The 13,920-nt window shown below is 53.7% G+C and carries 11 protein-coding genes and 1 CRISPR repeat array; all 11 genes read right to left on the bottom strand.

Going from position 1 to position 13,920, the window contains the following annotated elements; genetic code table 11:
• A complete protein-coding gene (gene cas2 / locus EMM73_RS03525; protein ID WP_127685082.1) occupies positions 1-285 on the bottom strand; it encodes a CRISPR-associated endonuclease Cas2 in 285 nt (94 codons plus the stop codon).
• Positions 285-2,441 carry a CRISPR-associated endonuclease Cas1 gene (cas1, locus tag EMM73_RS03520; protein WP_127685081.1) on the bottom strand — a complete coding sequence of 719 codons (2,157 nt, stop codon included), beginning with the start codon at positions 2,439-2,441 and terminating at the stop codon, positions 285-287. Before cas1 ends, cas2 begins: the two co-directional genes overlap by 1 nt.
• A 79-nt stretch (positions 2,442-2,520) precedes the next feature.
• The gene (locus tag EMM73_RS03515; RefSeq protein WP_127685080.1) at positions 2,521-4,599 is read right to left on the bottom strand and encodes an InlB B-repeat-containing protein; all 2,079 of its coding nucleotides are present in this window, start codon (positions 4,597-4,599) and stop codon (positions 2,521-2,523) included.
• An 87-nt stretch (positions 4,600-4,686) separates the two neighbouring features.
• Complete coding sequence (gene cas6 / locus EMM73_RS03510; RefSeq protein ID WP_127685079.1) at positions 4,687-5,682, bottom strand: CRISPR system precrRNA processing endoribonuclease RAMP protein Cas6; 996 nt, start codon at positions 5,680-5,682, stop codon at positions 4,687-4,689.
• 65 nt (positions 5,683-5,747) lie between these two features.
• Positions 5,748-6,068 (bottom strand): CRISPR-associated protein Csx16, encoded by a 321-nt coding sequence (locus EMM73_RS03505; protein ID WP_186435112.1) that lies wholly within the window; start codon positions 6,066-6,068, stop codon positions 5,748-5,750.
• Positions 6,069-6,468: 400 nt separating this feature from the next.
• Positions 6,469-6,842: a CRISPR direct-repeat array (repeat unit 35 nt; unit sequence GTTTAACCACTGCCCGGTTATGACGGGATTAAGAC).
• A 64-nt stretch (positions 6,843-6,906) separates the two neighbouring features.
• Positions 6,907-7,956, bottom strand: coding sequence for a type III-B CRISPR module RAMP protein Cmr6 (gene cmr6 / locus EMM73_RS03500; protein WP_127685077.1), 1,050 nt, complete (start codon positions 7,954-7,956; stop codon positions 6,907-6,909).
• Positions 7,956-8,372 (bottom strand): type III-B CRISPR module-associated protein Cmr5, encoded by a 417-nt coding sequence (gene cmr5, locus EMM73_RS03495; protein ID WP_127685076.1) that lies wholly within the window; start codon positions 8,370-8,372, stop codon positions 7,956-7,958. Before cmr5 ends, cmr6 begins: the two co-directional genes overlap by 1 nt.
• A complete protein-coding gene (gene cmr4 / locus EMM73_RS03490) occupies positions 8,369-9,226 on the bottom strand; it encodes a type III-B CRISPR module RAMP protein Cmr4 (RefSeq protein ID WP_127685075.1) in 858 nt (285 codons plus the stop codon). The genes cmr5 and cmr4 overlap by 4 nt, the downstream gene beginning before the upstream one ends.
• Positions 9,227-9,251: 25 nt before the next feature.
• Positions 9,252-10,445 carry a type III-B CRISPR module-associated Cmr3 family protein gene (locus EMM73_RS03485; RefSeq protein WP_127685074.1) on the bottom strand — a complete coding sequence of 398 codons (1,194 nt, stop codon included), beginning with the start codon at positions 10,443-10,445 and terminating at the stop codon, positions 9,252-9,254.
• Positions 10,442-12,280 (bottom strand): type III-B CRISPR-associated protein Cas10/Cmr2, encoded by a 1,839-nt coding sequence (gene cas10 / locus EMM73_RS03480; RefSeq protein WP_127685073.1) that lies wholly within the window; start codon positions 12,278-12,280, stop codon positions 10,442-10,444. The genes EMM73_RS03485 and cas10 overlap by 4 nt, the downstream gene beginning before the upstream one ends.
• The gene (gene cmr1, locus EMM73_RS03475) at positions 12,280-13,608 is read right to left on the bottom strand and encodes a type III-B CRISPR module RAMP protein Cmr1 (RefSeq protein WP_127685072.1); all 1,329 of its coding nucleotides are present in this window, start codon (positions 13,606-13,608) and stop codon (positions 12,280-12,282) included. Before cmr1 ends, cas10 begins: the two co-directional genes overlap by 1 nt.
• Positions 13,609-13,920: the final 312 nt, after the last annotated feature.

Below are 13,920 nucleotides of genomic sequence, written 5' to 3'. Positions count from 1 at the left end.
TTAACCTACACATACAAAACCCTCTGTTTGTGGCAATAAGGCACTGCCCTGCAACTGAATTTGTTGGCGGCACCAACGACATAAAGGGTAACAATGGATGCTGTCTGTTGTTTCATCTATCAGCTCACGAATGTGTTGCCTGAGCTGGCCCCATTCGGCGTCGCTGACCACCAATTCAAACACACTGTATTGCAGGCGTTCGCCATGTTGCGACAGCAACAGATCCAAACGGCGACGGCGTTGGTTAGAGGCGATGTCGTAACAGACCAGCAAAGCGGTTCGCATTAGCGCACCCGAAAGGCTTTAAAAGCCTGCTCTGGGTTTAGTAAATGCTGCTTTAACAGCGCGGTTTGCAAATCCATCACCCGGCGGTAATCGGTGCTGACATTTAACGCGCGGTATTGCACCTGTTTTTGCAATTTGGCTTCAAGCGCGCCTACCAGCAACTGCCAGGCGGTTTTGTCCATTACACATTCCTGCTGCTGATAACTGAAACTAACGGGCGTCAGTACGCCGGAAAAAATCAGTTGCAGCACAGTGGCGTCGACCACTGGAGCCCGAAACGGCTCCATTAAATCCAGCGCCAAAGCCGGTTGGTTATGGTAGCCCTGATGCAAATAGCCCAGGTTGACCGGCAGCTGTCGGTGGTGCAAAAAGGCCAGTTGATGGTTAAATAACAAGGCGTAGCCGACTGAGAGCATAAGGTTAACCGGGTCTTTTGGTGGCCGCCTGTTACGCTGGGTAAAATTCCACTCTGGGCTTATCAGGCTTTTCAGTACGGCAAAATACACTTTGGCAAACTGGCCTTCGTAGCCTCGCAGTTGGTTTATATCTTTGGCCTGGCTTGCTTTTTGAGTGAGATCAGTTAGTTGCAGCAATAATCGAGCAAAGCCTTCGCCTTCTTTTTGGCGGTAACGCGCTAAACGGCGCAGCACAGTCAGCTGGTTTAATAGCTTGGCCCGCACTAGTTCAGCGGCCAGTGGCAGCGGCTGTTGGTGCAGCTCTAAACAACGCTGCAACAACTCAGGTGTGTAGCAGTTGCTGCTTTGCAACTGGCCGTAATAGCCGCCATAGCGACTCATAAACACCACATTCAGCGCAGTTTTCATGGCGTAATGCAACACAGCGCGGGTTAAGTGCACGGCGCCATAACATAAAATGCAATCCAATTGGGCCAATGGCTGGCGACTAAGCACTTTATCGCCGCTGCGCACTTCTATTTTGCCGGCCACTTTATGCAGTACGGCACCCTGACGGCTGACATACAAGCAGCGCAATTTACTCACCAACCGGCTGTCGCTTTGCTGCGCCGAAGCGGCAGGCCAGTCTTCGGGTTGCAGTAAATCCTGAATTTCACGCTGCATAAAACTCAGCAAGGGCCGCTCTGGTTCCTGCTGGCTGCTGTCGTCGCCCTGCTCTGTCAGGCTTTCGTTGCCAAGCAAAGCGGCCGCCTGTGCCGCTGTGGTGGCGGGTTCGGCCTCCGGTAATGGCGCAAAGGCATGGTATTCCAGCTGCTGGGTGGCCAGCTTCTTAATGGGTTCGACCCACTGTTCAATAAAGTAATGACCTAAAAACACAAAGCCGTGTTCAAAGTCGGTGACGCGGGTTTTATCGGCATTAAAACACAACTTTAACTGGTCCAGCACCTCGCGGGTCAGTGCCAGCGCATAAGCGGCCGATTTCTGGTTTTGGCACATCACAATAAAATCGTCGGCAAAACGCACGGGTTTATAGTCACCGCTTAATAACGCTTCGTCTAACGGGTCCAGGTATAAATTGGCCAGCACAGGCGACAAAGGCGAGCCTTGCGGTACCCCTATGCCCCTGCTTTTGCCGTACACCAGCTGGTTCTTATGCCACTGCATTTGCTGCAACGAGCGTTCAATCAGCCCTAACAGTGCAGGGTCTGGCAGGTAATCGGCCAACTGCGCCAGCAGGTAATCTTGCGGGATACCGTCAAAGTACTGCTCTATATCGGCGTCAAACACCACAGCAAAGCCCTGGTCACGGAAGCGACAAATTTGTTGTACGGCCTGGATATAACTGCGCCCCGGCCGGTAGCCGTAACTGCAGCGTTCAAAATGCGGTTCAAAAAAAGGCATCAGCGCCTGGCTTAGCATCGTCTGCACCACCCGATCACGAATACAGGGAATAGCCAGCCGGCGAAACTTTTGGTTGGCTTTGGGAATTTCCACCACTTTGCACGGCTGAGCCTTGTACCGGCCATTGGTGATTTCGTACTGTAGTTTTTGCAGCTCTTGTGGTAAACGCTGGGCAAACTGAGCGATGGTTACGCCATCTAGCCCGGCAACGCCGTTGTTTTCAGACACTTTTTTAAAGGCCAGTTCCAGATTGCTTTGGTTAAGTAGTCCCAGCAGGCTGATCTCAGCAAATTGCGGCTGAAGCCGGTGAAACGGAAAATTGCTGCTCTGTTTGGTCATAGCCCCTCCGCCGCGCTGGTTGAACTCACCAGACTACATCGCGGTTGGGTGGGGCTTGTGGTTACAAGTTTGTCAGCGGTTACGGCGTTGCTGGTAGCCAGGGGTCTGGCATCAGCATACCGTGGCGCTGTTCCGGCCAATCAAAGGCCGCTTTGTTAGTGGCGCTATGAAGGATCACCCGGTCAAAGGCGTCCAGCAAATCCGTATTGGCCTGATGCAGCTGCAGATAGGCTTTCAGATCCTCTGTGATCAGGTAGTCTTTCTGCTGTGGCTGCATAAAGCTGTCAAACAGCGGCTTAAACTGGCTGAACTGGTCGCAGGAATACAAATAATTAGCCTGCATCAGCTGGCGGTTAATCATGTCCTGCCAGGCATAAAGATACCGCTGCTGGGTAATATCAATACGTTGTTTTAATTGCTGCTCCAGATTGGCTTTGACCGCAAAAAAGCTGTGGTATTGGTGCTCCGGGTGTGTCTCCAGGTATTGCTCATAAGTCCAGTTATCAAACTGATAACCACCATTTTCTAAATCCGAGGCCACATAATAACGGGCATGGCGGCAAAAGTTTTCTACATCGGAGAAACTGCCTTTATTGCAGGGCCCGCCCATATCAATCACCCCAAGTTTGCGGCCCAATTGCTGCTGATAGTTGCCCAGCAGCTGCCCTGCGCCCTGGTAGCTCACCATACCTTCAAACAAACGGCCGCCGGGTCCACCATGACCGTTGAACATCAGGTGGTGGTCCGAATTGGGGTGGGCCTGCACCAGATAGTCAGAAATCCGTTCAAAGGCTGTAATCAGAAATTCATTGCGCTGCTCCCATAGTTCTTCTGGCGGAAAACCATCAAACCTCAGTACGGCATACTGTTCACGGTAGGCTATTTTTTCTGCATCTGTTTTGGGCTGGCCCACATGCAAACCAAATAACGGGTCGTAGCTATTGGGAAAGGCATAAAGCTGTACGCTTTTGGTTTCTTCCCAAATGGCCACTTCGTAATATTTTACAAAGTCGCTTTGTTTTAACACTACGGCATTAGTCCAGCCACCCGGATCACTGTAAGGCATCCAGTCTTCTGTCACCCGAACCACTCTTAAAATCACATTATGGTTATGCTCAGCATTTTTCAGCAGGGTCTGTTGTTCGTTTTGGGCTGTAGCACCCGAGCTGTCGGTGACTGTTAAACGCACTGTGAGGTGATGGTCTTGCATCAGGTCAGGTAGTTGCACCCTGGCGTTTTGTTCAGTGCTGCGCTCCAGTGTCAGTGTCAGGTTGTTGTCTGTCACCAGCTGCCACTGATAACTCAGGCTAAGGCTGGGGTCGGCACTGCTGGCGCTACCATCCAGTAACAGCAGCTGGTTATCTGTAAGTTCAGCTTCAGCTTTAATCACGGCCACAGGTGCCTGCAGTACGCTGAAACTGGCTTGTACTTCGCAGGGCGCGGTAATTTCCGCTGTGGTGTACACCAAACCATTCAGCACACCGTCGCAGCCGTTGACGCTTGCTAAACGGTAGCCCGCTTCAGTGCTCAGTTGCAGTACGGCTCGGCCGCCATGCTCCACCTGCTGCTGCGCCGGGCTAATACTACCGCCTGGCCCGGCTGTGGCGCTAACTTCATAGCTCTTAAGCGCAAAATGCACTGCCACAGCGCAATCTGCCGTCACTGCTGCTGTAAGGTAACGATCGCCATTTAAACTGCCGCCACAACCAGTGGCAGTGCTTATCCGGTAACCATTGTCTGTTGTAATTTGCAGCTCAGCCTGATTGCCATGTTCCACCTGCTGCAGCGCAGGGCTAATACTACCGCCTGGTCCGGCTGTGGCGGTCACTGCGTAACTGTTTAAACGAAAGCTGACGCTGACCGTGCAATCGGCGGTTAAGGCGGCGGTTTTATAGCTTTGCCCGGTTAAGCTGCCGTTGCAGCCAGTGGCGGAGGCAATTTGATAACCAGCCTGAGGGCTGATACTAAACTGGGCGCTGCTGCCTTCCACCAGGCGCTGGCTGGCGGGGGTTACAGTGCCGCCTGCACCTGCATTAGCAGTAGCGGTGTAATAGCGCAGTGGTTCAGTGCCGCCACTGGCTCCGTCAGAACCGCCACAGGCCGACATTAGCACTGCGCTGCCAAGCAGTAACAGCGAGCAAAAATTGCGTTGGGACATGCCATTCTCCTTTGCGAATGCTGGCCGAAACAGCCAGTGCATTTAGCCTAAAGAGAAACAAAGCTGCAGAGCGGTAGCACAAACTTGTCAGGCTGATGCAGCGCGTTGATGATCGGCGCTTTGATGCTCGGCGCTGTGACGATCGGCCATGGCAGCAATCACCAGCTCGCCGCGGTAGCGGCCAAAGCCAAAGCTGCTTTTATTACCAACACCAATCAGCTCGCCCAGCTGTAACCAAAAGTACTGTTCGGCAGTCACCTGCGGGTACAACCACTGGCCTTCCAGTCCCCCCATAGGTACCTGGCGCTGTTCTTTGGCACTAAAACGCTGCCAGTCGTGAAAATGCACCTGTGTTTGTTGGGGCTGATCCGCCAGTTGATCCGCAACTTTCTCTGGCGGCTGTTCTGGCTGCATCTGGCCAGAGGCCTGGCGCATATCGTCGGGCACTAACTGCCAAAAACGGCGCTTGACGATTCGGCACCATAAGGATAAAGCCGGCGCCTGGTGCAGCGGCTTGCCCTTGTGCTGTAAACGGCAACGGGTCAGCGTAGAGAGCCGGTAGCCCAGCGCCTGGCCGACAGCGTTGCAGCTGGCGGCAATGGCGCTAACGTCAGTGGCCATAAAGTGCGCCAGGCTATAAGCAGGTAATACGGCTAATTGCGGCCGACCGGCTTGATACAACAAAGCCCCCTGATTGTCGGTGACCGAACGAACCTGAAAGCGGGCATGCCGGGCACCCAGGCCCAATACCTGCCACACCATCAGACAATCCAGCACCGCCTGCTGCGCTGCCGCGGCGGGCCCCAGCAATATCAATTCAAATTGCAGCACAGAGCCTTCGGCAAAATGCTGCTGTTGATTGTGGCTAAAAAGTGCAAAAGGTGTGACCCACTGGTTATTGTCGGCGGGCTGAACAAACAGCTGGTTAAACAGCTGCTGCGACACCATCGCCAAAGCCCGGCCAAAACCGCCGTGCAGTACATTGCCTTTGTAAGGCTCCAGCTCTGCCCTTTGCTTAAATTCAAGCTCGACAGTCCAATGGGCGTAAGGCAGTTGTGCCAGCAGCGGTTTGGCATTGATCATGCGTTGGCTCTCCGTCACTCCAGCAGTCAGCCTTTATTGATACAGATAAATTGATTGTTTTTCAATCAGCTATTTATGCCTAATCGTTCTAAAAATGAAACCCGCTCGGCTGGCGCGGCTTTGTAACAAACCGCCGTTAGCCCAGCCGCCGCCATCTGAGCCAGGTTCTGCGCCGCCCCGTCGGCTTCGGCCAACGCCAGCTGCACCACATGCCCCCCCATTAAATTTAACTGCGCCACCACCGGCATGGGTAAAGCCCCCAGCACTATATCGCCTGGTGTGACGCCGGGGTCTAACCAGTCAACTAAGGTGGAATCACAAGGCATACGATCAAGTTCTATCCAGTTCTGTTCGCCGCTGTAGCGGCTGACTAACCAAAACGCCATTGTCAGGCTCCTTCTGTGATTAACCATCGAACTTAAAACCAACTTATGGTGGCTTGGCATTATGGGCATGCAAAGCGCGCCTGACGCCCAGACAAGTTTGTTTGTTATCTTCGTTATCCAGGCTGTTTTTGTTTTAGCTGCTTTAAAAAGCACTCAGGCTGAAGTTGCAAAAAGCGTATGCAAACTGGCGTGGTAATAAGGGCGTTTTTTAGGGTAAAACGGCTGTTTTTGGCCATTTTTGGGCTTTGGCGCAGACCGTTGTTTTTATTAGCAATAATCACGTCTTTTTGCGAGAGTTTGTGGTTTATGGACGGTTTTGTTTACTTATTAGGGAATTTGGTAGGTTCGCACCGACTTTGGGGTCTGCAGCCCTTGACTGGCGCGGCCTCCAGAAGCTAGAGTTTAACCACTGCCCGGTTATGACGGGATTAAGACAAACGCTACGGCACCTGCTTTTGGTTCAAAACCTGTTTAACCACTGCCCGGTTATGACGGGATTAAGACTCTGATTTGGACATGCATTCACTCCCCGGCCCTGTTTAACCACTGCCCGGTTATGACGGGATTAAGACAGCATAGCTTTGATAGAACGTGAGTTTGTTTTGGTTTAACCACTGCCCGGTTATGACGGGATTAAGACCTAAGTGCCTTCGTAGGCGGAAAAGTCTGAGAGTTTAACCACTGCCCGGTTATGACGGGATTAAGACTATTGTATGTCCTTCTGAAATCTTCGAGAGCAGTTTAACCACTGCCCGGTTATGCCAGGACTGACGCATAGAAAAAAGGCCAGTAGCGTTATGCTCTGGCCTTTTTAGTTGCTGAACTTTGAGTTAAGGGGTTAGTCGTCGCTGCCGCTGTTGTTATGCAGAAACTTATAGGCTTTGACAAAATTGGCCGATTTTTGTGGCCAGCCGCTAATCTGGCTGCTGTATTCGGTTTTCACAAAAGCCAGCAGTTGCTCAAAATCTGGCCTGGCTTTGGTTTGATTGCGGTTTTTGCTAAACATCAGTGCCAGTGCCTCTTCCGACATGGCTTGCAACTCGTGTCGCAACCTCATGTCTTGTTGCTGCTCGGGCGGCAGGTCAGCCACTTGTGCCAGGTTCGCTTGTTGCGTTAAGGCTTTGGTTCTTTTGTCGTCGGCGGAAAAATAGCCATACCCTGACGCCGTTTTGGCACCAATACCATTGGCCGCCAGCGCTTTTTGCAGCAGGTTTTTAACCAGCGGCGCATAATCGGGCACTGTGCCCACCACAAAGACAAAACTGCCCTGCACCGCCACCAGCGCATTGGGCACCGGGCTATCCAGGTCGCTTGCCGCAGCGCCTTTACCCTGGTAATACTCAGCGTGGTGGGTGGTGACAATGTCTTGAACAAAAGGCCGGTTGTTATAATGGCCCGGCGCACTGTGCGGCACCCACCAGGCGTCATAAAATTCCAGCAAAGCGGCACTGCTTGAATCTTTGGCGCCAAATAACTCATCGAACAGAGCTTTGTGCTCAGACAAAGCAGCCTCAGCCCAGGCCCGCACTGCCCCTTTAATGCTGGAGCCCGGAATATAAGGCATACCGTGGTTATGGCTTAAAGCACAGCCAGTTTCTAAAGCGCCGCCTCCGCTTAAGCCAATCAGTAATCGGTTATCAACTTTCAGTACCAGCCGAAGAAAATTGGCGCCACTGGTGTTTTCCAGCCAGCGGTCGTAAGCACGGGTATAAAAAGGCGACGCCGGAATCCCACAAATCCGCGCTATATGTTCGGTTTTGCTGCCCGCCTCATTGGCAGATTTTTGCTGGGTAAAGTTTGCCCAGCCCCGTTGCAACAATAAAGCAGCGTTGGCGTCTTTGGCGGTGGAGAAAGCTGTTTTCAGCGCTGTACGTATTAACTGGGTCATTATTCTGCTCCTGCAGCCGACTCGAACGAGCTTTCACCTGTGGCATCTACTTTTAGTACGCCCTGCACATAACGTTTTAACCAACCACTGGCGTCCAGTGCCTGACGGGTCAGCAGCATGGTTTTCGCCGCGTCGGCCTCGATAATACGTTGATGCAGCGCTTCGCCATCGCCATTCCCACTGCTTGGCACGCCAAGCACCTGGGCCAGGTCGTTTAACAGGGCTATATGTTCGTCTTTACCTTTGGCCAGCAAAAAGCCGGTGGCCTGCGCCAGGCCATGCTGCAAAATTAACACCGGCAACTTATGGGCCAAAGCGCCATAGGCTTTTTGGCAGGCCTCAAACTGTGGCTTGCTGCGTGCCTGTACCCGTTCAAAGGCGGCTTTGGCCAACTGGTGGCTGCGAATCTGGCTCATGCCGCACCTCCGCTAAAAAAATTCACCAGGCCACGGCCCACCCCAGCTTTGCCGCCCAGTTGCAGCAAGGCTTTGGCGGGGATCAGTGGCTGCAGCTCTTCGGCGCTGAGTTTATCGCCTTTATGCCGAGAATCCGACAATGCATAAATGCCCCAGAGTACAGTTTCGGCGGGAAGGTTTTCTTCGTACCAAAGTGCGCCTTTGGCCACCACGCCAGTGTTCTGATCAATGGCAATACGGGCGCGAATTTCAGTGGCGGTGTCGGCTAAAAATGCAAAGACGCTGTCGGGCAGTATTAAAAAACGCTGGGTGAAGTCCTGCTGCGCGTCGTCATCACCGGCATAGATGGTGGAAGCAATCTCCTTAGCCCAAAAGGCTGCGCCGTCGCTCTGCTGCCAGTTCAGGTCCAGCTCTTCCAGCACCACTTTATTGTCTATCACATTAACGTTGCCAGCGGCGCAAAGCGCGGTATTGTTGCCGGGCTGCGGAATTTTTTCCTCCACCCCGGCATCTTTAGCATAACGCTGCAAAATAAACGGACAGGTGGCGTAGGCCATAATTCCGGCTAAAGCCCGCACTGGCAGTAGCAGCAAGTGCGCATCGCCGAGCGCCAAAGCACCGGCATAAGCGTCGCTGGCACCACTAATGCCTTTAGGGCCAAACAATATTTTGGCACTGGCTTCGTCTTCAGCCGTTAACTCCTCGCGCAGCACGCCACGCAGAGATGAGCCCGGCACCAGCGGTAAATTGGTGGCTTTGTCACGGGCTATGGGTAAATCCACCACTCCGGCCGACTGGCCAATACCACAATGCAGCGCCGACAATGCCTGTAGATGATAAATTTTTGGGTTCATAGCAGATGCCTCCTTAAGTGTTAGGTTATGCAGGGTGCCAGGGCTGTGGCAGTACCAGGCCGAAGCCGTCCAGCTGGTCCTGGGTGTTATCGCAAATACTGGTCAGCCACAGCGCTTGCACCAGTTGCTGTATTGCCGCTGTGTCCTGTGTGCCCGGCAATTCAAACCAGTAGGTGGCCCCTGCCGGAATTAGTTTTCGGCCTGCCCTGGGTTGTTGTTTGGCTAAATCCCAGCCGGAATGCGGTTGCCAGCGCTCCAGCGCTGCAGCCCGTAAACGCAGTGTGACGCCAGTTCCCCCAGGTGGCGTACCTTCTAACTGCTGGTTTAACCAACCGGGCCGCCAGCCCTGGCTAAATAAGGCTGGGGTTAATAAAGTCAGGCATAGACCCCCGGCCTGACGGATGGACTCAGCCAAGGCTTTTGGTGCTACAGGCCACAAGCCATCTTTGCTGGAAATGGCCGCCAGCCTGCGTTCACCGCCTAAGGTAATCACCCCCGCCTTAATGGGCTCCGCGTTTATAGGAAGCGCCATACAGCCCACCAAACCAATGGCTACCGCAGGAAAAGGCCCGGCGCCCTGCTCTGGCGTGGCTTTTTGCCAGAAATTAAGCCCGGCGGTTTGAAAGATTTTGCCGCTGTCTGCCGCCTGGCTGTGCGGGTCTATCGCCACATGGGTGCGAATATCATCTTCGGGTGGCAACCAGCCGTTATCACATAGCTGCTGATAACTGGGCGCTGCTTTGTCCGGCTGGCGCCACGCCAGTAAATCGCTGTAGCTCCACCAGCGCGGACCCGGCGCTGGTTTACCCAGCACAGGCTCACAGAGCTGAACTGGCAATAAGCCATCTGCTGGTAAATCGCAGCCTTCGCCTGCGGCCAGGGCTGATGGCGCAGCCCGCACCAGTTGTTTTACTTTTTTGCCTTGCTGCTCTGCCCAAAAATACAAAGCGTCGGCTGGTTTTGGCACCAGCAGCACTGGTGCTTTGCCAGCGGGCAAACGCACGGGCAAAGGCCCGGCCACAGCCAGCCTGGCCAGCTGCGGCCCCAGTGGCTCGCCAGCGCCCAGCGCATAAGCGGTACGTAAGGCGCCGGCTAAGGTAGAAGGTGGCGGGAAACGGGCTTGGTCGGCGCCAGTTTGGTCGTCAAAAGGTCGGCCGGAACGAATAATAAGTGGTGCTTTGGGCTCTATTAAATAGCTGGTGAATGCTTTAGTGCTCATTGCATGGCTCCTAAATCCTGTGCTGTGCGGGCCGACAACCAACGGGCGATAATCAGGCTGTCGGCGAGGTCAAGCAGGCCAACTTTTTCGGCCTGAGCGGCTAGCAGTGCCTTGGTTGCGCTACTGAGTTCGCCCTCGCCGCCGCTTTGGCGTTTGCGCGCTAAGGTGCGGCTAAGCTCTGCCGCATGAATACCGGGCAGAGGTTGTGGCTCTTCTGCTTTGGCCCAGCTAAGTCGCAGCCCTATGGCGCGTAACTCGTAGGCCAGCCGCGACGGGCATTGATTGCTTTGATAGGCCTCGGTCATTTTTTGCAGAAAATCCAGGCTTTGCGGGTCGTCCCAGCGACAGCGGAAACTGACTTCTGCGCCACCACGAATGCCCAACTGAATAGCCAGCGCATTACGTGGCTGCGCGGCGCTATTGCCTTTGGCGGAGGCCTCGGCGGCATTGGCCCTGCTACGTAAATGGCCAAGCGGCTGCATTAAATGCCCGATGCCCAAACCGACCGACAAAGTCGGCCGCTCGGACATGGCCACGCCCAGCTGTTCCGCCACAGGGTTTAAAGCCTCTGCAAATAAGTGCGCCAGTTGCTGCGCGCACGGCAGCGCTTGTTGCAGTGGCAGCAGTGCCAGCACATCGTCACCCCCGGCATAAATGGCATGGCCACGGTACTGCCGCACCACAGCACGCACCTGTTGGGCAAACCCATGTAAAGCTTGCGATATTTGGCGGGACTTTTCAGCGCTGCTGGCTTTACTCAACAGTTCGCCCATGCGGTCACCGTCGGCTTTTAGGATCACCGCATAAGGCACCGGCTCCTGGTGCTCTCGAGTCAGCGCTCTGAGTTCATTTTGCATGGCCTGCAACAGCGGCAGATCGTCCTGGCTTTCTTTGTGGGCAGCAGTGATGGCATTGTCGAGCCGAAAACCAAATAGCATCTGGGCGTCGTAAGGCATGTTGTTATAGATGCCGTTATTGCCTGCTACCTTGGTGGCAAGCCCAGCTTCCACTAAGGCTTCGTACGCTTTGTTGACGCCATCCAGGCTTTGCGCTGCCGCCGTGATAGTTTCCAGCCAGCTGTCGGCGGCAATACGCGAATAGGCGGTAAATTGGTCGGTGGCACCGGCCATACGTTTAGCCACCGCCAGTGCATCCAGCTCTTCACCTTCGCCAAGGCCCAATTTAAGCAACGCAGTGCGGTACTGAGGGTCTTTCCGCTTATCGCGCGACAGGTTAATCACCGACTCCCGGCTACCGTCAAGCGATGACTTGGGAATACCAAAGCCCAGACCATTGGCTTCTGCTGCCGCAGCGACGAAATCGCGGGTGGCTTTGCGTGCTGCTAATAAGCCACCTAACCGGACAGAAGCATTGGCATAACCTTCCTGGCCTTCCGCTATTAGCACCCAGGCGGCGAAGCTTTCCAGAATGTCTTTGCACTGGCTATTCCAAATATCCTCGTGAAAAGGCAAGTTGCTGAGTTTGCCGCGGCCACGCAGACACAAATCCGCCAACCGGTCTGCGGCCGCTTGTTTGGCTTGTTCCAACACCTGACGAACGGCCTGTTCCGAGTCGGCACTGATTTCGGCACGCAGAATATTGGCGATATTGGCAAAATCGTCCTGAATGCGTTCTGAAGGTTTTAGCTCTTGCTTGGGGTTGGCCGGGCAAGGAAAGATCAGGCAGCCCGGCTGATGCTGATGCAGCACCAAAGCCGCCGCTTTGGCCGCCTCACTTAATAACCAGGAACCACACCATAAATCGCGGGTGCGACGCGCCGCTTCAATCAGGCCCTGCACAGGACCAAGCGCCAGAGTCACCAGATACTGAGCCATTAGTTAGCCTCCGCAAAGTAGTGCATAAAGGCTGATAAAGGGTCGAGCGCTCTTGGCTCACCGTTTTTATTCATTGGCCGGATGGTAGTGGTTAACTTTTGCCTTGCAGTCAGATCAGCAGGCCAACTTTTTGGTTCAAAGCCTGCATTTTTAAAGGTCAATTTTTGACTAAGTGCTTTTTCCCAACCAGGGAGCAGTAGCGCGCACGACCACCATTTAGAGCCATCCCAGTAAGGTCTTAATATAAGCGGGCTCGCCATGCGCTCTGCGCCACCTTGGGGCAGCAATTCCATTTTTCGTGGTTCTTCTGGATTTCTAAAATTAAAGGTAATTGGCAGGCCAAATGCAGCGCGGGGGAATACATTTCCAGCTGGGTGCTCTGGCATATGCCTACCCATGAGGTTTTTATTGGTGAATCGACGCAGTTGATCGGGTTCCGGCCAGAAGCTTCGACCTGGGCGTTGTCCTCCTGCTCTTCGTCCGGTGCCTGCACCTTGTCTGAATTTATGCAAGGCCTCTAATGCACTATCCCAGGCGGAATAAGATGCCCCCTTTTCAGTTGCTTGAAATGCGAGTCGGCCTCCGACATCGTGGACTTCTTCCTGCGAGACTGCAATCAGGGCACTGACTTGAAATGCGAGACGGCCTCCGACATCGTGGACTTCTTCCTGCGAGACTGCAATCAGGGCACTGACTTGAAATGCGAGACGGCCTCCGACATCGTGGACTTCTTCCTGCGAGACTGCAATCAGGGCACTGACCTGCAATGCTCCAAAACCACGTCGGGTCCTGGCGCCGATTCCGCCAAAGCAAGCAAACCAACGCAAAGCGGTTTCTACATCTTTAGCAACAGAGGCGTCATATCGCATACAAATCGTGAAGTCATAACCTGCAGCAAGCCAATTTGCTTCCCCATTAATAGTCGCAGGCCCAAAAGCGTATTTAATTGCATTCTGTGCCACTCTTGAAGATCTTTGTAGTTGATTATCTTCAATAGCTTTTGCGACAACCCTAATTTCAACCTTACTGGCTACCGCCTCCTTATCACCAATACCACCCCAAATTTCCCGCTCGCGCTGAAACATCTCTTTGTCTGATGAAAAAGGGCCACAGGCAATACGCCACCAAAAACGCAACTGGCCGCGAATGGCGCTGGCCCGCACCGGCATTTGCTCGTCGACCACTCCAGCTTTGACGCCGCCGCCAAACATAGGCGTAACCAACTCGCAGCGGTACTGCTTCCAGCCGTTGTCGGGCGACAATTGGTCCAGGCTCAGTTGTATGGCATCTATCTGCTCTTTCTGCAGTGTTTTGCTTGTTCTTGGCATCTTTAACCCCTGATTCGTTGATTAAATGAAAAGCAACACAAGGCCAGGCAAACTGCCAAACGGCAGCCTGAGCTTTTTCAGGGGATAAAGCAGATGGTTCATCAGCCACAGTCGACATCCAGAGGTGGTCCTCTCTGACTCCCTGTCTGGCCTTTCAACAACCTTGTTTTACGGCTTAATAAACCTGGTGGTGAACAGATCCTGTTCCTCTTCCCCTTAGGCCCATTCAGCATGAATGAAGACGGCCGCGCGGGGTGAAATGACAAACTTGTCTGGAGTTGAGTGAGGAACGTTTTATTGATACATGCTAAT

This window comes from Rheinheimera sediminis (assembly GCF_004005375.1).
Taxonomy (GTDB): Bacteria; Pseudomonadota; Gammaproteobacteria; order Enterobacterales; family Alteromonadaceae; genus Pararheinheimera.
This window is presented reverse-complemented; position numbering and strand designations above follow the sequence as displayed.

What these genes read in the sequence shown, in the direction of transcription:
- cmr6 (WP_127685077.1), bottom strand. Translation starts at nt 7,956, where the DNA reads ATGACCCAGTTAATACGTACAGCGCTGAAAACAGCTTTCTCCACCGCC.
- cas2 (WP_127685082.1), bottom strand. Translation starts at nt 285, where the DNA reads ATGCGAACCGCTTTGCTGGTCTGTTACGACATCGCCTCTAACCAACGC.
- cmr5 (WP_127685076.1), bottom strand. Translation starts at nt 8,372, where the DNA reads ATGAGCCAGATTCGCAGCCACCAGTTGGCCAAAGCCGCCTTTGAACGG.
- EMM73_RS03505 (WP_186435112.1), bottom strand. Translation starts at nt 6,068, where the DNA reads ATGGCGTTTTGGTTAGTCAGCCGCTACAGCGGCGAACAGAACTGGATA.
- cas10 (WP_127685073.1), bottom strand. Translation starts at nt 12,280, where the DNA reads ATGGCTCAGTATCTGGTGACTCTGGCGCTTGGTCCTGTGCAGGGCCTG.
- cas1 (WP_127685081.1), bottom strand. Translation starts at nt 2,441, where the DNA reads ATGACCAAACAGAGCAGCAATTTTCCGTTTCACCGGCTTCAGCCGCAA.
- cas6 (WP_127685079.1), bottom strand. Translation starts at nt 5,682, where the DNA reads ATGATCAATGCCAAACCGCTGCTGGCACAACTGCCTTACGCCCATTGG.
- EMM73_RS03515 (WP_127685080.1), bottom strand. Translation starts at nt 4,599, where the DNA reads ATGTCCCAACGCAATTTTTGCTCGCTGTTACTGCTTGGCAGCGCAGTG.
- cmr4 (WP_127685075.1), bottom strand. Translation starts at nt 9,226, where the DNA reads ATGAACCCAAAAATTTATCATCTACAGGCATTGTCGGCGCTGCATTGT.
- cmr1 (WP_127685072.1), bottom strand. Translation starts at nt 13,608, where the DNA reads ATGCCAAGAACAAGCAAAACACTGCAGAAAGAGCAGATAGATGCCATA.
- EMM73_RS03485 (WP_127685074.1), bottom strand. Translation starts at nt 10,445, where the DNA reads ATGAGCACTAAAGCATTCACCAGCTATTTAATAGAGCCCAAAGCACCA.